General features: G+C 70.4%; 15 protein-coding genes. 8 read left to right on the top strand and 7 right to left on the bottom strand.

The window, feature by feature from the left end; all coding sequences use genetic code 11:
* Nucleotides 1–29: 29 nt before the first annotated feature.
* Entirely contained in the window at nucleotides 30–398 is a 369-nt protein-coding gene (locus DEJ47_RS18785; RefSeq protein WP_150169836.1) for a cyclophilin-like fold protein, read from the bottom strand.
* Nucleotides 399–663: 265 nt separating this feature from the next.
* Here DEJ47_RS18785 and DEJ47_RS18780 point away from each other — a divergent pair, with 265 nt between their 5' ends.
* From DEJ47_RS18780 to DEJ47_RS18765, 4 genes are all read left to right on the top strand, one after another.
* Entirely contained in the window at nucleotides 664–2,214 is a 1,551-nt protein-coding gene (locus DEJ47_RS18780; RefSeq protein WP_150169834.1) for a cytochrome ubiquinol oxidase subunit I, read from the top strand.
* A 19-nt stretch (nucleotides 2,215–2,233) separates the two neighbouring features.
* Nucleotides 2,234–3,238 carry a cytochrome d ubiquinol oxidase subunit II gene (gene cydB / locus DEJ47_RS18775; RefSeq protein WP_150169832.1) on the top strand — a complete coding sequence of 335 codons (1,005 nt, stop codon included), beginning with the start codon at nucleotides 2,234–2,236 and terminating at the stop codon, nucleotides 3,236–3,238.
* Nucleotides 3,239–3,299: 61 nt separating this feature from the next.
* Nucleotides 3,300–6,860: a thiol reductant ABC exporter subunit CydD gene (gene cydD / locus DEJ47_RS18770; protein ID WP_150169830.1), complete on the top strand. Its 3,561-nt coding sequence runs from the start codon at nucleotides 3,300–3,302 to the stop codon at nucleotides 6,858–6,860.
* Between the two features lie 95 nt (nucleotides 6,861–6,955).
* Nucleotides 6,956–8,695 (top strand): GAF domain-containing sensor histidine kinase, encoded by a 1,740-nt coding sequence (locus DEJ47_RS18765; RefSeq protein ID WP_202459372.1) that lies wholly within the window; start codon nucleotides 6,956–6,958, stop codon nucleotides 8,693–8,695.
* A 339-nt stretch (nucleotides 8,696–9,034) separates the two neighbouring features.
* Here the strand turns inward: DEJ47_RS18765 and DEJ47_RS18755 are convergent, their stop codons facing one another.
* On the bottom strand, nucleotides 9,035–9,961 hold the full coding sequence (locus tag DEJ47_RS18755; protein ID WP_223828408.1) for a Cof-type HAD-IIB family hydrolase: 927 nt from the start codon (nucleotides 9,959–9,961) through the stop codon (nucleotides 9,035–9,037).
* Nucleotides 9,962–10,055: 94 nt separating this feature from the next.
* On the opposite strand from DEJ47_RS18755, the gene DEJ47_RS18750 reads away from it, so the two are divergent.
* Nucleotides 10,056–10,967 carry an LLM class flavin-dependent oxidoreductase gene (locus DEJ47_RS18750; RefSeq protein ID WP_150169826.1) on the top strand — a complete coding sequence of 304 codons (912 nt, stop codon included), beginning with the start codon at nucleotides 10,056–10,058 and terminating at the stop codon, nucleotides 10,965–10,967.
* A gap of 57 nt (nucleotides 10,968–11,024) precedes the next feature.
* Here the strand turns inward: DEJ47_RS18750 and DEJ47_RS18745 are convergent, their stop codons facing one another.
* The 5 genes from DEJ47_RS18745 to DEJ47_RS18725 form a co-directional block, all read right to left on the bottom strand.
* Nucleotides 11,025–11,612 carry an RNA 2'-phosphotransferase gene (locus DEJ47_RS18745; RefSeq protein ID WP_150169824.1) on the bottom strand — a complete coding sequence of 196 codons (588 nt, stop codon included), beginning with the start codon at nucleotides 11,610–11,612 and terminating at the stop codon, nucleotides 11,025–11,027.
* A gap of 168 nt (nucleotides 11,613–11,780) precedes the next feature.
* Nucleotides 11,781–12,686: a MerR family transcriptional regulator gene (locus DEJ47_RS18740; RefSeq protein ID WP_150169822.1), complete on the bottom strand. Its 906-nt coding sequence runs from the start codon at nucleotides 12,684–12,686 to the stop codon at nucleotides 11,781–11,783.
* An 85-nt stretch (nucleotides 12,687–12,771) separates the two neighbouring features.
* Entirely contained in the window at nucleotides 12,772–13,704 is a 933-nt protein-coding gene (locus tag DEJ47_RS18735) for a metal-dependent hydrolase (protein WP_150169820.1), read from the bottom strand.
* Complete coding sequence (locus DEJ47_RS18730) at nucleotides 13,701–15,512, bottom strand: SDR family oxidoreductase (RefSeq protein WP_150169819.1); 1,812 nt, start codon at nucleotides 15,510–15,512, stop codon at nucleotides 13,701–13,703. Before DEJ47_RS18730 ends, DEJ47_RS18735 begins: the two co-directional genes overlap by 4 nt.
* Nucleotides 15,509–16,360 carry a M24 family metallopeptidase gene (locus tag DEJ47_RS18725; RefSeq protein WP_150169817.1) on the bottom strand — a complete coding sequence of 284 codons (852 nt, stop codon included), beginning with the start codon at nucleotides 16,358–16,360 and terminating at the stop codon, nucleotides 15,509–15,511. The genes DEJ47_RS18730 and DEJ47_RS18725 overlap by 4 nt, the downstream gene beginning before the upstream one ends.
* A gap of 260 nt (nucleotides 16,361–16,620) precedes the next feature.
* Between DEJ47_RS18725 and DEJ47_RS18720 the strand changes: the two genes are divergently transcribed.
* The 3 genes from DEJ47_RS18720 to DEJ47_RS18710 are packed head-to-tail and all read left to right on the top strand — an operon-like array spanning nucleotide 16,621 to nucleotide 19,417.
* Nucleotides 16,621–17,628, top strand: coding sequence for an ABC transporter ATP-binding protein (locus DEJ47_RS18720; protein ID WP_150175727.1), 1,008 nt, complete (start codon nucleotides 16,621–16,623; stop codon nucleotides 17,626–17,628).
* A complete protein-coding gene (locus DEJ47_RS18715) occupies nucleotides 17,625–18,509 on the top strand; it encodes an ABC transporter permease (protein WP_150169815.1) in 885 nt (294 codons plus the stop codon). Before DEJ47_RS18720 ends, DEJ47_RS18715 begins: the two co-directional genes overlap by 4 nt.
* Nucleotides 18,506–19,417, top strand: coding sequence for an ABC transporter ATP-binding protein (locus DEJ47_RS18710; protein ID WP_150169813.1), 912 nt, complete (start codon nucleotides 18,506–18,508; stop codon nucleotides 19,415–19,417). Before DEJ47_RS18715 ends, DEJ47_RS18710 begins: the two co-directional genes overlap by 4 nt.
* The last annotated feature ends 9 nt before the right edge of the window (nucleotides 19,418–19,426 follow it).

Below are 19,426 nucleotides of genomic sequence, written 5' to 3'. Positions count from 1 at the left end.
GACCTGCGGAAGCCCGGCCTGTGGAGCGCTCAGACGCGTTCGACCCGTACGGGGTCGCCGGCGCGCACCGAGGCCAGCGTCCCCGGGTCGCCGTCGATCTGCCCCAGGAGGTTGCAGGGGCTCGCCAGCCGGCACTCGGCGCCGTGTGAGATCGGGGTCGGCCCGTAGGGGAGCGCGAGGGCGTCGCCGTCGGTCCAGAAGGCGACCGTGCCGGGCTCGACGACCTGCCGGGCGTCGGATTCGCGGGGGACGCTGACGCCCGTGTCGAAGTAGACCTCTTCGCCCCAGGTGTTGGCGGTGGCGGAGAGCGGCAGGACCTTGCCGAGCGCCTGACTGGTCGGAGTCTCGGCGAGGGTCGCGGTGACGTGGCCTGCGGGCCAGGAGATCCGTATCTGCATGGCGCGGATTCAACAATATGTTGAAGTTCTTGGGAAGGCCCCGGGCGGTGTCCGGGGCCTCTTCCGTGTCCTCCTTCGATGCTCCGACGGCGCGGATCGACCGTTTCCGTCGGTAAGGGGGACCCCCTTTCGGGTTTCGACGGCCCGTACGACATAATGCTTGTGAATGTGAACGCGTTCACAAGCGTGCCCCGGTTCGTCCCGAGATCGGTGGGAAAAAAGGGACGACTGATCGCTGTGGGCACGGCGAGTAAGGAGAGACGCAGTGGACCTGGCTCTGGCGCCGGAAACCCTGGCGCGATGGCAGTTCGGCATCACGACCGTCTACCACTTCCTGTTCGTCCCCCTGACGATCTCGCTCGCCGCGCTGACGGCGATCCTCGAGACGGCATGGGTGCGGACGGGCAAGGAGCACTACCTCAGGGCGACGAAGTTCTGGGGAAAGCTGTTCCTGATCAATATCGCCATGGGCGTTGTCACGGGCATCGTGCAGGAGTTCCAGTTCGGCATGAACTGGTCCGACTACTCCCGCTTCGTCGGTGACGTCTTCGGGGCGCCGCTCGCCTTCGAGGCGCTGATCGCCTTCTTCTTCGAGTCGACCTTCATCGGCCTGTGGATCTTCGGCTGGGACAAGCTGCCGAAGAAGCTGCACTGCGCGACGATCTGGATCGTCTCGATCGGCACCATCCTGTCGGCGTACTTCATCATCGCCGCCAATGCCTTCATGCAGCACCCGGTCGGCTACAAGATCGTGGAACGGGACGGCACGAAGCGCGCGGAGCTCACCGACTTCGCGAAGGTGCTGTTCCAGGAGACGACGCTCGTCAACTTCTTCCACGTCATCTCGGCGGCCATTCTGGTCGGCGGCGCCTTCATGACCGGCATCGCCATCGTCCACCTGCGCAAGAAGCAGCACATCCGCACCATGCGGATGTCGATGCGGCTCGGCCTGGTCACCGCGTTCGTCGGCACCCTGCTCACCGTCGTCAGCGCCGACACCCTCGGCAAGGTGATGTACGAGCAGCAGCCGATGAAGATGTCGGCCGCCGAGGCGCTGTGGGAGACAGAGAAGCCGGCGCCGTTCTCGCTCTTCGCGTACGGCGATGTGGCCAAGGGTCACAATGACGTCGCCATCGAGGTGCCCGGTGTCCTGTCCTTCCTCGCCAAGAACAACTTCGACGCCGAGATCCCCGGCATCAACGACCTCAACAAGCAGGCGCAGGAGAAGTACGGGCCCGGCGACTACCGGCCCAACATCCCCACCGCCTACTGGTCGTACCGCTGGATGATCGGCTTCGGCGGGGTCTCGATGGCGCTGTGCACCGCGGGCCTGTGGCTGACGCGTAAGAAGTTCTGGCTCGCGCCCGAGCACCGCACAGGCGCCGACGACATCCCCAAGCTGATGCTCACCAAGAACACGGAGCTCTCGCCGAAGCTCGGCACCTGGTGGTGGCGGCTCTCGCAGTGGACGTTGATCTTCCCCCTCATCGGCACCGCCTGGGGCTGGATCTTCACCGAGACGGGACGGCAGCCCTGGGTGGTCTACGGAGTCCTGCGCACCCGGGACGCGGTCTCCCCCGGGGTCTCGCAGGGCGAGGTGCTCACCTCACTCATCGGATTCACGCTGATCTACGCCATCCTCGCCGTGATCGAGGTGAAGCTGCTGCTCAAGTACGTCAGGAAGGGCCCGCCCGAGCTGACGGAGGCGGACCTCAACCCGCCCACCAAGATCGGCGGTCCCGGCTCGGGCAAGGGCACCGGTTCGGACTCCGATTCCGATTCCGACGCCGACCGGCCCATGGCCTTCTCGTACTGAAGGAAGGAGCGACGCGGACATGGAACTCCACGACGTCTGGTTCGTACTGATCGCCGTCCTGTGGATCGGCTACTTCTTCCTGGAGGGCTTCGACTTCGGGATCGGCGTTCTGACCAAGCTGCTCGCCCGCGACCGGGTCGAGAAGCGGGTCCTCATCAACACCATCGGCCCCGTCTGGGACGGCAACGAAGTCTGGCTGCTCACCGCGGGCGGCGCGACCTTCGCCGCCTTCCCCGAGTGGTACGCGACGCTGTTCTCAGGCTTCTACCTGCCGCTGCTGATCATCCTGATCTGCCTGATCGTGCGCGGTGTCGCCTTCGAGTACCGCGCCAAGCGACCCGAGGAGCGCTGGCAGACCAACTGGGAGCACGCGATCTTCTGGACCTCGCTGATCCCGGCGGTGCTGTGGGGCGTCGCGTTCGGCAACATCGTGCGAGGCGTGAAGATCGACGCCAACAAGGAGTACGTGGGCACCTTCTGGGACCTGCTCAACCCGTACGCGATCCTTGGCGGCCTGGTCACCCTGACGCTCTTCACGTTCCACGGCGCGGTGTTCGCCTCGCTGAAGACCGTGGGCGACATCCGGATGCGGGCGCGCAAGACGGCGCTCGGCCTGGGACTCGTCACGGCTGTTCTCGCCCTCGGTTTCATGATCTGGACCCAGGCCGACAAGGGCGACGGCAAGAGCCTCATCGCGATGATCGTGGCGGCGGTCGCCCTGGTGGGAGCCATCGCGGCGATCAGAATCGGCCGTGAGGGCTGGTCGTTCGCGCTGTCGGGGATCACGATCGCGGCGGCCGTCGCGATGCTCTTCCTCACGCTCTTCCCGAACGTCATGCCGTCGTCGCTGAACGAGGAGTGGAGCCTCACGGTCACCAACGCCTCGTCCAGCCCGTACACCCTGAAGATCATGACGTGGTGCGCGGGCATCGCGACGCCGGTCGTGCTGCTCTACCAGTCGTGGACGTACTGGGTGTTCCGCAAGCGGATCGGGACGCAGCACATCGCGGACGCCGCGCACTGACTTGCTTGACGATGCCGCGCACTGAGGCCGTTCACCGTTTCTGTTGGAGGGTGTGTTTCACGTGAAACCGATCGACCCGCGCCTGCTCCGGTACGCCCGCGCCACTCGCTTCTTCCTTGTCGCGGTCGTGGTCCTGGGGCTGGCCGGGGCGGGCCTGGTCGTCGGGCAGGCGATGCTCATCGCCGAGATCGTGGTGGGCGCCTTCCAGGAAGGGCGTTCCGTAGGTGACCTGAGCACTCCCCTGGTGCTGCTCGCGGTGGTCGCGGCGGGGCGGGGGCTGGTCTCCTGGCTGACCGGGCTCGCCGCGCACCGGGCGAGCGCGGCGGTCAAGTCCGAGCTGCGGGGACGACTCCTGGAGCGGGCGGGGGAGCTCGGACCGGGGTGGCTGACCGGACAGCGGACGGGTTCGCTCGTCTCGCTGGCGACACGTGGCGTGGACGCGCTCGACGACTATTTCTCGCGGTACCTGCCGCAGCTGGGGCTCGCGGTGGTGGTGCCGGTGGCGGTGCTCGCCCGCATCGTCACCGAGGACTGGGTGTCGGCGGCGATCATCGTCGTGACGCTGCCGCTCATCCCGGTCTTCATGATTCTGATCGGCTGGGCCACGCAGAACCGGATGGACCGCCAGTGGCGGCTCCTCTCGCGCCTGTCGGGGCACTTCCTCGACGTGGTCGCGGGACTGCCGACGCTGAAGGTGTTCGGCCGGGCCAAGGCGCAGGCAGAGTCGATCCGCAAGATCACCGGTGAGTACCGGCAGGCCACCATGCGGACGCTGCGCATCGCCTTCCTCTCGTCGTTCGCCCTGGAACTGCTCGCGACGATCTCGGTCGCGCTGGTCGCGGTGACCATCGGCATGCGGCTCGTCCACGGCGAGATGGAGCTGTACGACGGACTCGTCGTCCTCGTCCTCGCCCCTGAGGCCTACCTGCCGCTGCGCCAGGTCGGTGCGCAGTACCACGCGGCGGCGGAGGGGCTCTCGGCCGCCGAGGAGATCTTCGAGGTCCTGGAGACCCCGTTGCCGGCTGCCGGGACGGCGGCGGCGCCGTCCGGTGTCCTGAGCGTGGAGGGCGTCACGGTCCGGTATCCGGGGCGGACGGCCGATGCGGTCTCGAAGGCGTCCTTCGAGGTGGCACCCGGGGAGACCGTGGCGCTCGTGGGGCCCAGTGGAGTGGGCAAGTCGACGCTGCTGAACGTGGTGCTCGGCTTCGTGCGGCCCGTAGAGGGGCGGGTGTGTGTCGGGGGCGTCGATCTGGCGGATGTCTCGCCGGAGCGGTGGCGCGAGCGCGTCGCGTGGGTGCCGCAGCGGCCGCACCTGTTCGCCGGGAGCGTCGCGGAGAACGTACGGCTCGCGCGGCCGGACGCGGACGACGCGCAGGTGCGGGAGGCGCTTGGGGACGCGGGTGCGCTGGAGTTCGTGGACGCGCTGCCCGACGGGGTGGAGACCCTTCTCGGAGAGGACGGTGCCGGGCTCTCCGCAGGACAGCGGCAGCGCCTCGCGCTGGCCCGCGCGTTCCTCGCGGACCGGCCCGTGGTGCTCCTCGACGAGCCGACGGCCGCGCTGGACGGCGGGACCGAGGCGGGCGTGGTGGAAGCGGTGCGCCGGCTGGCGGTCGGCCGGACGGTGCTGCTGGTCGTTCACCGGCCCGCGCTGTTGGCCGTGGCGGATCGTGTGGTGCGGCTGGAAGTCGGGGAAGGGGAGGCCTCACCGGTTGGTGACGGCGGCGGAGTCGTCTCACCGGCTGCCCGCGCCGAATCCGGGTCGGCGGTTCGTGGCGCAGAGGGCGTCGCCGGGGACGTGGTGACGCCTGGCGTTCCGAAGAGCCGGCTCAGGAGCGGGTCGGAGGCATCCCGTTCGGGGACCGGGGTGCTGGCCAGGGTCCGGGACGCCGCCCAGGCACGGCGCGGACAGCTGGCGCTCGCGCTGCTCCTGGGAAGCCTCGCGCTCGCGAGTGCCGTCGGGCTCATGGCCACTTCCGGGTGGCTCATCTCGCGGGCCTCGGAGCAACCCCCGGTGATGTACCTGATGATCGCCGTGACGGCGACCCGCGCCTTCGGCATCGGCCGTGCCGTCTTCCGGTACGCCGAGCGCCTCGTCTCGCACGATGCCGTGCTGCGGATGCTGGCCGACACCCGGGTCGCCGTCTACCGGCGCCTGGAACGGATCGCCCCGGCGGGACTGCGCGGGGCGCGGCGCGGCGACCTCCTCTCGCGGCTGGTCGCCGACGTCGACGCGCTGCAGGACTACTGGCTGCGCTGGCTGCTTCCCGCCGCCTCGGCGGCCGTCGTCGGCGCGGGAGCCGTCGGGTTCACCGCCTGGCTGCTGCCCGAGGCGGGCGCCGTGCTCGCCGCGGGGCTGCTCGCCGCGGGTGTCGCCGTACCGCTGGTGAGCGGTGCCGTGGCGCGCCGTGCGGAGCGAAAGCTGGCTCCCGCGCGCGGGGTGCTCGCCACGCGTGTCGCCGATCTGCTCACGGGAACGGCCGAGTTGACCGTCGCGGGTGCGCTGAAGCGGCGTACCGCCAAGGCCCGCGAGGCCGATGCCGAGCTGACCCGCATCGCCTCCCGGGGCGCCACCGCGACCGCCCTCGGCGACGGACTCGGCGCCCTCGTCACCGGGCTCACCGTGGCCGCGGCCGCGCTCGTCGGCGTGCAGGCCGTCCACGACGGGCGGCTCAGCGGTGTCGCCCTCGCGGCGGTCGTCCTCACCCCGCTCGCCGCCTTCGAAGCGGTGATGGGCCTGCCGCTCGCCGTGCAGTACCGCCAGCGGGTCCTGAAGAGCGCTGAGCGGGTCTACGAAGTCCTCGACGCACCCGTACCGGTACCCGAGCCCACCGAGCCCGCCGAGGCGCCACAGACGCCCTTCCCGCTGCGCGTCCAGGGACTGCGCGCACGGTACGAGGGTCAGGACCGGGACGCGCTCGCGGGCGTCGGCCTCACGCTGGAACGGGGACGTCGGATCGCCGTCGTCGGTCCCTCCGGATCGGGCAAGACGACGCTGGCGCAGGTGCTCCTTGGATTCCTCGGCGCGTACGGAGGGACGTACACGCTCGGCGGGACGCGCGCGCTCGGAGGCGATGGTGCGGCCGCGCTGGACGGGGACACCGTGCGCCGCATGGTCGGCCTGTGCGCGCAGGACGCCCACATCTTCGACAGCTCCGTGCGCGAGAACCTGCTGCTCGCCAAGAGGGACGCCACGGACGACGAACTGCGCGACGCCCTGGAGCGCGCGCGGCTCGACCGCTGGGCCTACGCGCTGCCCGACGGGCTCGACACCCTCGTCGGTGAGCACGGAGCACGGCTCTCCGGAGGACAGCGGCAGCGGCTCGCGCTGGCCCGCGCGCTCCTCGCCGACTTCCCCGTCCTCGTGCTCGACGAGCCCGCCGAACACCTCGACCTGCCGACCGCCGACGCCCTGACCGCTGACCTCCTGGCCGCGACCGAGGGGCGCACGACGCTGCTGATCACGCACCGGCTGGCCGGGCTCGACGCCGTGGACGAGGTGATCGTCCTGGACGCGGGCCGGGTGGTGCAGCGTGGCACCTACGCGGAGCTGGCGGCGGAGGAGGGGCCGCTGCGGCGGATGCTGGACGTGGAGAGGGCGGCGGATCTGCTGGTGGCCGGGTGATGGCGGCTCGTGGCGAACGGTTGCCGGACACGGTGCGGGTGGCTGCGAACGGTTTCGACTTTCCCCTGTAAATAGGACTTACTAGGCTCAAAGGCATGTCAGCACCCTCGGCCTCCGCCGACTCCCCGCTCCCCGACGGCTCACCGGATTCGGTGGAAGCCGCGGCGGCGCGGGCGACCCACAGCCTCCAAGGGCTGTCCCCCGAGCTGACGTCGCGGGTGCCGCAGCTCCTCGAAGCGATGCGGTCGGTCGGCACCGGCCTCGAACTGCACACCACCCTGGACCGCATCTGCGAGACCGCCGCCGAACTCGCGGACGCGCACTACGCCGCGATCGGCGTCGTCGCCGAGGACGGCGAAGGCCTCTCCGACTTCGTGTACCACGGCATCGACGAGGCGACCGCGGAACGCATCGGGCGCCTGCCGGACGGGCACCGCGGGCTCCTCGGCGCCCTCATCCACCAACCGAGGACGCTGCGCCTCGCGGACCTCTCCGCCGACCCGCGCTCCTGCGGCTTTCCGGCCCACCATCCACCGATGCGGACGTTCCTCGGCGTCCCCATCCGCGTCCAGGGGGAGATCTTCGGAAACCTCTACCTGACCGAGAAGCGCGACGGCGCCGAATTCAACGACTACGACGTGCACATGGTCCGTGTCCTCGCCACGGAGGCGGGCATCGCCATCGGCAACGCGCGCCTCTACGAAGCGGCCAAGCAGCGCGAACGGTGGATCGACGGCTCCGTGGCCGTCACCACCGCGCTGCTGTCCGGCAGCGACGCCGAGGAGGCGCTCGCGGTCGTCGCCGAGCAGGCCAGGCACCTCGCGGACTCCGCCGCAGGCATCGTTCTGCTGCCCGACGACGAGGGCGGCATGGAGGTCGTCGCGGTCTCCTCCGACGAGCCCAACGGGGCACTGGGCCTGGTCGTCCCCCCGGAGAGCCGCATCGTCGCCGACCTCCTCGAAGGAGAGTCGGTCTTCATCGACGACGCGGCGTCCGACCCCCGCATCATGACCGAGATCGCCCGCGCCTACGGGCCCGTCATGATGCTGCCCCTCCAGAGCGACGGCCGCGTCCTGGGGACACTCGTGACGCCCCGCGCGCGTGGGGCGCGCCCTTTCAGCGAGGCCGAGCGGACCCTCGCGACCCAGTTCGCCTCGCAGGCCGCGCTCGCGCTGATGATGGCCGAGGCCCAGCGGGACCGGGAACGGCTCGCGGTGTACGAGGACCGCGACCGGATCGCGAGAGACCTGCACGACCTCGTGATCCAGCGGCTGTTCGCCACCGGGATGATGCTGGAGAGTGCCCAGCGCAGGTCCGTCGTGCCGGAGGTGCAGGTCGGTGTCGGCAGGGCCGTCGACGAGCTCGACGTGACGATCCAGGAGATCCGCACGGCGATCTTCGCGCTGCAGCAGGGCCCCGCGGAGGCGCCGTCCGGGCTGCGCACGCGCGTCCTGCGGGAGATCAACATGGCCGCCGTGCCCCTGGGCTTCAAGCCCTCACATCACTTCGTCGGTCCGGTCGACGCGGTGGTCGGCGAACTGACGGGCAAGAACCTCATCGCGGCGCTGCGGGAAGCGCTGTCCAACGCCTTCCGGCATGCGCAGGCCGCCCGTATCGACGTCGTGGTGGACTCGACCGTGGTCCTCGCGGACGGGCAGCACGGCGTGCGTCTGACGGTCGCCGACGACGGGGTGGGCATCGCGGAGGGCGGTCGGCGCAGCGGCCTGAAGAACCTCAAGAGGCGTGCCGAGTCGCTGGGCGGCGACAGCTGGTACGGGGCGGGCATCGGTGAGGACGGCGGCGGCACGACGGTGGTGTGGGAAGCGCCGTACTGAGCTCGCTCCGGCGCTGTGCCGGCCGCCCCTGTTCGGCGGTAGGCGTCTGGGCCGTACGGGGCACCGCACCGCCTGGTGCACGGGCCCGACGGGACCCGTGCCGCCCCGGCCTGCGCTACGGCTCGGGGCAGGGTCAACGGGTTCTCGACAGTCACTGCAGGCATGGTCGGTACCTTCTGTCTGGCGGAGCGTGGGGTCACTGTGTGAACCCTGAGCCGCCGCCAGCCGCCAGCCGCCAGCCGCCAGCCGCCAGCCGCCAGCCGCCAGCCGCCAGCCGCCAGCCGCCAGCCGCCAGCCGCCAGCCGCCGTCAACCGTCATCGAGCCGCCGTCGGCCGTCGTCAGGCGCCGTCCGAAGCCCGCCGGTCCGCCACGATGCGCTCGATCACGACCGCCACTCCGTCGTCGTTGTTGGCGACCGTGCGCCCGGAAGCCGCGGCGATGACGTCCGGATGTGCGTTGCCCATCGCGTACGACGTGCCCGCCCAGGCGAGCATTTCGATGTCGTTCGGCATGTCTCCGAAGGCGACGACCTCCTCGGGGGTGATGCCGCGCTCGGCGCAGCACAGTTCCAGGGTGCTCGCCTTGGAGATGCCCGGGCCGCTGATCTCCAGGAGTGCGCTGGGGCTCGACCGGGTGACCGTCGCCCGGTCGCCGATGGCGGCGCGGGCGAGGACCAGGAACTCGTCGGGCGCGAGACCGGGGTGGAAGGCGAGCACCTTCAGGACGGGCTGCTCGGCCACCGCGGGGTCCGCGAGGGTCTCGGCGAGGAGCTTCTCCGCGGGCGCGACGCTCTCGCCCGGCTCCATGTGCAGCGGCGGGTACGTCTCCTCGTGGTGCAGCCCCCCGGTCCGCTCGATCGCGAAGGACGTGCCCGGCGCGGCGGCGCGCAGCCGGCGCACGACGTCGAGCGCGCACGCCCGCGACAGCTCGCGGACCTTGACGAAACTGTGCGTGCCGGGGCCGCCGTGCAGGTCGACGACCGCGGCGCCGTTGCCGCAGATGGCGAGGCCGTGGCCGTGGACGTGGGCACTGACGACGTCCATCCAGCGGGCCGGGCGGCCGGTCACGAAGAAGACCTCGATCCCCGCTGCCTCCGCCGCGGCGAGGGCGGCGACCGTACGGTCGGAGACCGTCTTGTCGTCGCGCAGCAACGTTCCGTCCAGGTCCGTCGCGATCAGCCGGCACCGCGGCCGCGGTGCGGCCGGGCTGCCGGCTGCGGGGGCGAAGGGGGCCGGGGCCCGGGGCCCAGGGGTAGCTGAGGTCACGCCGTCGATTGTCCCGCACCAGGCTGCACGGGCGTGCGCTGGGGCGCACATCTGAGTGGGCGGGCGCACTCCGGGCCCCCGTAAGCTCTGAGGCATGAGTCTGCGCCTGAGCACCGTGATTCTCCCCGTGAACCGCTGGAACGAGGGCGGCCGCGATCAGTGGCTGCGGGCCGAGGAGCTCGGCTTCCACACGGCGTACACGTACGACCACCTGGCCTGGCGCACGTTCCGCGACGGCCCGTGGTTCGGCGCGCTGCCGACGCTGACGGCCGCCGCGGTGGTCACCGAGCGGCTGCGCCTCGGGACACTCGTCACGTCGCCCAATTTCCGGCACCCCGTGACGCTCGCCAAGGAACTCATCTCACTCGACGACATCTCCGGCGGACGGATCACGCTCGGCATCGGAGCGGGCGGCAACGGCTTCGACGCGACGACCCTGCTCAAGGCCGACGAGGAGCCGTGGACCCCGCGCGAGCGCGCCGACCGCTTCGGCGAGTTCGTGCCGCTGCTCGACCGGCTGCTCACCGAGGACGCGGTGACGTACGAGGGGACCTTCTACTCGGCGCGCGAGGCGCGCAACATCCCTGGCTGCGCGCAGCGGCCGAGGCTGCCCTTCGCGGTCGCCGCCACCGGCCCGCGCGGACTGCGGCTCGCGGCACGGCACGGGCAGGCATGGGTGACCACGGGGGACCCGAAGCTCTACGAGTCGGGGACGCCCGAGGAGTCCCGCGAGGCGATCCGCGGCCAGGTCGACAAGCTGGGCAAGGCCTGCGCGGAGGCCGGCCGCGACGTGACCGAACTCGACAAGATCCTTCTGACGGGCTTCACCCCGGACCGCAACGGCCCGCTGCAGTCGCTGGACGCCTTCGTGGACTTCGCGGGCCGCCACCAGGAACTCGGCTTCACCGAGCTCGCCGTCCACTGGCCGATCCCCGGCTCCGACTTCGCCGCCGACCAGTCGGTGTTCGAGCGGATCGCCACCGAGGCGACCGCCCAACTGGGCTGAAGCGGCCCCCGGGGCTGAAGCGGCCCCCCGGGGGGCCCGGTCTCGTCCGGGGGGCTCTCAGCGCGGCTCCGGGAACCGCAGGAAGCCGGGCGGCACCGCGGCCGTGAGCCAGACTCCGTTGGCGCTGACCTGGAAGACGTGTCCGGCGCGGTGCATGGCGCCCGCGTCGACGGACAGGACGACGGGCCGTCCCCGGCGGGCACCGACGCGGGTCGCGGTCTCGCGGTCGGGCGAGAGGTGCACGGCGTGCCGGTTCATGGGCCGCAGGCCTTCGGCGCGGATCGCGGCCAGGTGGGCGGCGACGGTCCCGTGGTAGAGGTACGCGGGCGGGGCCGCCGGGGGCAGGTCCAGATCGACCTCGACGGAGTGGCCCTGACTCGCGCGGATCCGGCCGCCCTCGACGGCGAAGCGCTGCTTGTCGTTGACGGCCACGACGTGGTCGAGCTCTGCCCGGGTGACGGGGAAACGGTGGGCTGCGGCCGCGGCGAGAAGCGCGTCGATCTCCACCCAGCCGTTCGCGTCGAGGGTGAGGCCGATCCGTTCCGGACTGTGGCGCAGGTGTCTCGACAGGTACTTGGACACCTTCACGGTGCGCTGTTCGTCCGCGGTGCGGGGTCCCTTTCCTGCGGGACGTCCTTCTTTCATGGGTTCAGCGTCTCGGTCATCCGTTCTCCGCGCACTCGATTTTCGTCCATCGATTTTTCATCGAGAGATTCCGGCCCAAAGGTTTGATCCACAGCCAAGTCAAGTTATCCACAGGCCAGTTGGCGATTCTGGGGACAACTGCCGTGCCATTGGCGGCATTTGCCCAATTCAGCTAATTCTGCCCGGGTTTCCGGCAAAGGCGTCCAACCGGCGTGTCTGTACTTCGCGTTCAGCGGCCGCGGCGATGAACGCAGCGGCGTTGTCCTCGCCAACCAGCGCTCGCACGGCCTGCATTGTGGATGCCGGAAGGGCCACATAGTGCGGCTCCTCCGCCGCGCGCGGCGCCTCCCCCGTCTCCAAGTGCTGACGCAAATGCTTTGTGGCGAACAGCCGCATGGCACGGGCGAGTTCGGCGTCCACCGACTGCTGGGCGAGCGGGCGCAGTTTGCGTACGAGGGAAGCCGCTTCGGCCGCGTCCGCCTCCGTCGGCGGATGATGGTCGAGGTAGCGCGCGAAGACGTGCTCGGTCGTGAACTCCAGGAAACGCGCGGCTATGTGCTCGACCTGGCCCCTCAACTCCCGCAAATGCCCCGATATTGCGAGGAGTGGTACACCGGCCGCGTACAACTCCACGGCCACGGACAGCTCTTGCGGGCTCGGCACCAAGTACTCGTCCTCGCGTCCCGGAACCGGCTCCAGCACACCGAGCGCGACCGCGTCGGCCACCGCCGCCTCGTCCGGAGTGCCGCCGAACGCCGCGTCGAGCTCGGCCCGGGTGATCCGGTCGGCCTTCTCGTCCGTCCACGGCCCGTCGACCTCGGCGACCAGCCCGAGCACCCCGCCGAGGCCGCGCCCGGCGTCCCAGGCCTCCAGGAGCTCCTTGATGGAGGCCAGGGTGTAACCGCGATCCAGCAGGTCCGCGATCTGCCGCAGCCGTGCCAGGTGCGCGTCCCCGTACACGTTGGCCCGGCCGCGGCGCTCCGGGCGGGGGAGCAGACCGCGGTCCTGATAGGCGCGGATGGTCCGGACCGTCGCGCCGCTGTGGTGCGCCAGATCCTCGATGCGGTACTCCACGCTGCCCGTCCTCCGTGCTGACTCGTGCCGAAACCCTGCGCCGAAAGCCGGGCCGGGCGGCGGGGGCCGACCCACGCGGCGCCCCCTATGCGGTGGCCGTCCGGCCGATGGCGCCCGCCGCCACCCGCGCCGCGGGCGACTGCGCCAGGTACTCGACGGCCTTGCGCAACGAGCCTTCCTGCGAGGGATGGTACGACCGTCGCAGGTAGCGCGGTATCGCCGTGCCGAGCTCACGCCAGGTGGGCAGCAGACCCTTCCCGACCGCCCGGTTGTGCTCGGCCAGTGAGTACCGCGGACGGCCAGCGAGTCGAGGGTCGTGGCGGATCAGACAGGCAGTGCCCCACACCCACAGGTACAGCATCACCGGCGCCGTGACCGTCATGCCCGCGACGCGTCGGGCATATCGGGGCAGGCCCCGTCCGCCGCAGTGCTGGAACATGTCGAAGGCGACCGCGCGGTGCTCGACCTCCTCCGCGCCGTGCCAGCGCAGGAGGTCGAGCATCACCTCGTCGGACCCCGCGCGGTCGAGGCCCTCGGCGTGCAGGACCCAGTTGCCGAGGACCGCCGTGAACTGCTCGATCGCGGCGATGATCGACAGCCGGAAACGCAGCCACTCCTGCGTCGGCACCGGCGCGCCAAGCGGCGGCCGCTCCCCGAGGAGCTTCTCGAAGAGGAAGTCGACGTACTTCGTGAAGGCGGTCGTGTCGAGGTGTTGGGCCGCCAGGTGGTCCAGCACGTGCGCGTGCTGCACGCTGTGCGTGGCCTCCTGGCCCATGAATCCCTTCACGTCGGCCCGCAGCACCGGATCGGTGATCAGCGGCAGGCCTTCCTTGAAGACCTTCACGAACCACCGCTCCCCCGCGGGGAGCAGCAGGTGCAGGACGTTGATGACGTGCGTGGCGGTCGGCTCGTCCGGTATCCAGTGCAGCGGTGTCCCGTCCCATTCGAACGAGACCCGGCGCGGAACGATCGCGTAGTGCTCCTCGGCGCCTGTGCCCGGCCCCTTCTCCGTGTTCACAACGGCGGCTCCAGTCGGGCGATCGCACGCAGGGCCTTCGGGCTGAGGCGCGACATGAAGCGGGCGCCGCGCGCCTCGGGGGTGACCGGGACCACCGCCTGGTTCTTGACGACGGCGTGCAGGATCGCGTCGGCGACCTTCTCCGGCGGATAGTTCCGCAGGCCGTACAGCCGGGCGGACTTCTTCTGGCGGCGCTTCTCCTCGTCCGCCCCGACGCCGACGAACCGGGACGTCGACGTGATGTTGGTGTTCACGAAGCCCGGACAGATCGCGGAGACGCCGATGCCCTGGTCCGCGAGCTCCGCGCGCAGGCACTCGCTGAGCATCAGGACCGCGGCCTTCGAGGTGCTGTAGGCGGGAAGGGACTTGGACGGCTGGTACGCCGCCGCCGACGCGGTGTTCACGATGTGGCCGCCCTGCCCGCGCTCTGCCATCTGCTTGCCGAAGAGGCGGCAGCCGTGGATGACGCCCCACAGGTTGACGTCGAGGACCTTCTTCCAGTCGTCGCCCGTGGTGTCGAGGAAGGAGCCCGCGAGACCGATGCCCGCGTTGTTCACCAGGACGTCCACCACGCCGTACTCCGCGGCGACCCGGGCGGCCAGCTTCTCCATGGCCTGCTCGTCGGAGACGTCGACCGCCTCACCCCAGGCGTCCGGGGCGCCTATCAGGCGGGACATCTCCGCGGTGCGCGCCGCGCTCTCGGCGTCCCGGTCGACGGCCACCACGCGCGCGCCCGCCTCGGCGAACGCGAAGGCGGTGGCCCGCCCGATGCCGCTGCCCGCCCCGGTGACCAGGACGAGCTGACCGCCGAAGCGGTCGGCGTGCTTCCCGGTGGCGGCGCTGTCCCGGGTGGGCAGGCCTTCCTCGTTGGACGTGACGAACTCCCCGATCCACGCGGCCAGCCGGTCGGGCCTGGTGCGCGGCACCCAGTGCTTGGCGGGCAGGGTGCGCCGGACCAGCCGCGGGGCCCACATCTCCAGCTCGTCGTAGAGCCGCTCGGACAGGAAGATGTCCCCGGAGGGCGTGATGAGCTGCACGGGTGCGTGCGCGTACGCATCGGTGCGCGGCCTGCGCAGTCGCGCGCGGATGTTGTCCCGGTAGAGCCAGGCGCCGTGCGCGGCGTCCTGGGGCAGCGACGCCGTCGGATAGTCGCCCGCGGGGACCTTCTCCATGCGTTGCAGGATCTTCGGCCACTGCTTGCCGAGCGGACCGCGCCAGGCGAGCTCGGGGAGGGCGGGGGTGTGCAGCAGGTACACGTACCAGGACTTGGCGCCCTGGCCGAGGAGCTGGCCCACCTTGCGCGGCGTCGGCCGGGAGACGCGCTTCTTGATCCAGTGGCCGAAGTGGTCCAGCGAGGGCCCCGACATCGATGTGAAGGACGCGATGCGGCCCTCCGTCCGCTTGACCGTGACGAACTCCCAGGACTGCACCGAACCCCAGTCGTGCCCGACCACGTGCACCGGCCTGTCCGGGCTGACCGCGTCGATGACCGCCACGAAGTCATCGGTCAGCTTCTCCAGGGTGAAGCCGCCGCGCAGCGGCCGCGGAGCCGTCGACCTGCCGTGCCCCCGGACGTCGTACAGCACGACGTGGAAGTGGTCGGCCAGGCGCTCCGCGACCTCGGACCACACCTCCTTGGAGTCCGGATACCCGTGTACAAGCACGATCGTGGGCCGCTCCGGGTCGCCGAGCTCGGCGACGCACAGCTCCACGCCGCCCGTCCGGACCCACCGCTCACGCGCGTCCCGCAGGCCCCTGCCTCCGGCCGTGCCCTCGCCGGTGCCCTTGGTGCTGTCTCCGGTCGTCATGCGGCGGCCCTCTCCTCAGCCCAGCGCCGCACATGCGGCAGATCGTCGTCCAGCCAGAACGCGCTCTGTTCGGGGTCCTTGGAGTCGGTGACGACGAGGATCTCCTCGAACTTCGCGCCCGTACCCCGGAAGCCGAGGTGCGGTTCGACCGCCCAGAGCCCCTTTCGGGGCGGGTGGTCGGAGAATTTGTACGGGGACCACAGCGGCGACCAGCCGTCCCTGTGCCCGTGCAGGGCGTCGCTCGCCAGGCCCTTCAGCGACTGCGTACCGAACCCGAACAGGTGCGGCGTGAAACGGCGTTCCCTGACCCGGTCGACCTTGTGCGCGATGACGCCGAAGGGATACGCCCGATGCCGGTTCGCGTATCCCTGGCGGACCATGAGGCGGTCCACGTCCTCGTAGATCTCACGGAGCGGGCGGCGCTCGCGGACCTCGCGCAGGATCAGCTCGCGGTGCGCCTCCAGGTCGGCGAGGAGCTTGTCGTGCACCGGGTTGAGGCCGAGACAGCCGGAATAGCCGATGTCCGCCGTGAACCCCTTGTACACCGGGGCCATGTCGAGGATGAACGGCATCCCCGGCTCCAGCCTGCGGTTGGTCGGGAAGAACTGCAGCGGGACACGGAAGTTCACGAACGCCGTACGGTCGCCGAACCAGGCGAAGGGCAGATGGAACCAGTCCCGTACGCCCCGCTCGCGCAGCCACTCGCGCTGCATCCGCGCCGCCTCGCGCTCCGTCACACCCGGTTTGAGCTGTGCCGCGACCGCCTCCGCGCACGCGTACGCCAGGGTCTGAACCTCTCTGAACCCCCGCAGTTCCGCGGAGAGTTCGCCTGTCACTGCTGAGGTCATGCCACCGTCCGTCCCGAGTCCGGTCTTCCCGTGTCCGGTCCATCGCCGTACGCGGTCGTAACTTGACACTGATGAATGTGACAATGCCCGGCGGCTACGTCAATAGTTCTGTCCAACCCCGCGGGGAAGGTCCGGAAGAACCCTCAGGGGTCGACTTCAGGACGACCCTTACGGGCCCGTAATACTCCAGAGTGAGAGCGGGTCAGGCCCATGGTCTGACGACCCGTTGTGGTGTGCGCCACTACGTTCGAACCGTGACTGTGATCGCGACCGAAAGCCTGAGCAAGCGGTTCCCCAGGGTGACCGCGCTTGACCGGCTCTCCATGGACATCGGGCCCGGTGTGACCGGACTCGTCGGAGCCAACGGAGCCGGTAAGTCCACACTGATCAAGATCCTGCTGGGTCTGTCCCCCGCCACGGAGGGCCGCGCCGCCGTGCTCGGACTCGACGTCGCCACCCGAGGCGGCGAGATCCGCGAGCGCGTCGGCTACATGCCGGAGCACGACTGCCTGCCCCCCGACGTCTCGGCCACCGAGTTCGTCGTCCACATGGCACGCATGTCCGGCCTCCCGCCGACCGCCGCCCGCGAACGCACCGCGGACACCCTGCGCCACGTCGGCCTCTACGAAGAGCGGTACCGCCCCATGGGCGGCTACTCGACCGGCATGAAGCAGCGCGTGAAGCTCGCCCAGGCGCTCGTCCACGACCCCCAGCTGGTCTTCCTCGACGAGCCGACGAACGGCCTCGACCCGGTCGGACGCGACGAGATGCTCGGCCTGATCCGCCGCGTCCACACCGACTTCGGCATCTCGGTCCTCGTCACCTCGCACCTCCTCGGCGAGCTGGAGCGCACCTGCGACCACGTCGTCGTCATCGACGGCGGCAAGCTCCTGCGGTCCAGCTCCACCACCGACTTCACGCAGACCACGACGACACTCGCCGTCGAGGTCACGGACAACGACGAACACCCCGACGGCACCCGGGCGCTGCGCGACGCGCTCCAGGCACGTGGCATCGACACCGAGACCGGCGGCGAACTGCCCGGCGCCGGGCACACGATCCTGCTCACCGCGGAGGGCGAGGAGACGTACGACATCGTGCGCGACCTCGTCGCCGACCTCGGCCTCGGCCTGGTCCGCATGGAACAGCGCAGGCACCACATCGCCGAGGTCTTCAAGGACGAGCCGCGGCAGGAGCCCGAGACCGAACGCGCGGCCGCATGGGCGGCCACCGCCGCCGCACAGCAGAAGGAGGGAGGGGCGCGATGAGCACCGAGTCCACCCAGATCCACAACATCGGCTACCGGAACTACGACGGCCCCCGCCTCGGCCGCGCCTACGCCCGCCGCTCGCTCTTCTCGCAGAGTCTGCGCGGCGCGTACGGACTGGGGCGTTCCGCCAAGTCCAAGGTCCTGCCGATGATCCTCTTCGCGGTGATGTGCGTGCCCGCGGCGATCATGGTGGCTGTCGCCGTGGCCACCAAGGCCGACGACCTCCCCGTGGACTACACGCGCTACGCCATCGTCATGCAGGCCGTCATCAGCCTCTTCCTGGCCGCCCAGGCCCCCCAGACCGTGTCGCGCGACCTGCGCTTCAAGACCGTCCCGCTCTACTTCTCACGGCCCATCGAGCGCGGTGACTACGTCCTGGCGAAGTTCGCCGCGATGACCTCGGCCCTCTTCGTCCTCACGGCCGCCCCGCTCCTCGTGCTCTACGCGGGAGCCCTGCTCGCCAAGCTCGACTTCACCGACCAGAGCAAGGGCTTCGCACAGGGACTGGTCTCCGTGGCGCTTCTCTCCCTGTTCTTCTCCGGCATCGCGCTCGTCATCTCGGCGATCACCCCCCGCCGCGGCTTCGGCATCGCCGCCGTCATCGCCGTCCTGACCATCACCTACGGAGCGGTGTCCACCGTCCAGGCCATCGCGTTCGAGCAGGACAGCAGCGCCGACGCCATCAGCTGGCTCGGGCTCTTCTCGCCGATCACGCTCATCGACGGCGTGCAGACCGCGTTCCTCGGCGCGACCTCCGCCTTCCCCGGAGGGGAAGGCCCCTCGTCCGGCGTGGGCGTTGTCTACGTAGTCGTCGTCCTCGGCCTCATCGCCGGCTGCTACGGCGCGATGATGCGCCGCTACCGAAAGGTCGGGCTGTGAGCACGATCAATATTGACCATGCCTCCCGCTGGTTCGGGAACGTGGTGGCCGTCAACGACATCACCATGAACATCGGCCCCGGCGTCACGGGCCTCCTCGGCCCGAACGGCGCGGGCAAATCAACCCTCATCAACATGATGGGCGGCTTCCTCGCCCCCTCCACCGGCAGCGTCACCCTCGACGACAAGCCGATCTGGCGGAACGAACAGATCTACAAGGACATCGGCATCGTCCCCGAGAGGGAGGCCATGTACGACTTCCTCACGGGCCGCGAATTCGTCGTCGCCAACGCCGAGTTGCACGGACTCGACGAACGGGCCGCCAAGAAGGCGCTGGCCACGGTCGAGATGGAGTACGCGCAGGACCGCAAGATCTCCACGTACTCCAAGGGCATGCGCCAGCGCGTGAAAATGGCGTCCGCACTGGTCCACGACCCGGCCGTGCTGCTGCTCGACGAACCCTTCAACGGCATGGACCCGCGCCAGCGCATGCAGCTGATGGAGCTCCTGCGCACCATGGGGGGCCAGGGCCGCACGGTCCTCTTCTCCTCGCACATCCTCGAGGAGGTGGAGCAACTGGCCTCCCACATCGAGGTGATCGTCGCCGGACGCCACGCGGCCAGCGGCGACTTCCGCCGCATCCGCCGGCTCATGACCGACCGGCCCCACCGCTATCTGATCCGCTCCAGCGACGACCGCGCCCTGGCCGCCGCGCTGATCGCCGACCCTTCGACGGCCGGCATCGAAGTCGACCTCAAGGAGGGCGCCCTGCGCGTCCAGGCGGTCGATTTCGCGCGGTTCACCACGCTGCTGCCCCGGGTCGCCCGGGAACACGGCATCCGGCTCCTCACGGTCTCGCCCTCGGACGAGTCCCTCGAGTCGGTCTTCTCCTACCTCGTCGCGGCCTGAAGGGAGCCC

It is taken from the genome of Streptomyces venezuelae (assembly GCF_008642355.1).
Classification (GTDB): domain Bacteria; phylum Actinomycetota; class Actinomycetes; order Streptomycetales; family Streptomycetaceae; genus Streptomyces; species Streptomyces venezuelae_B.
The sequence above is the reverse complement of the archived record's forward strand: the minus strand, read 5'-3'. Positions and strand labels throughout refer to the sequence as shown.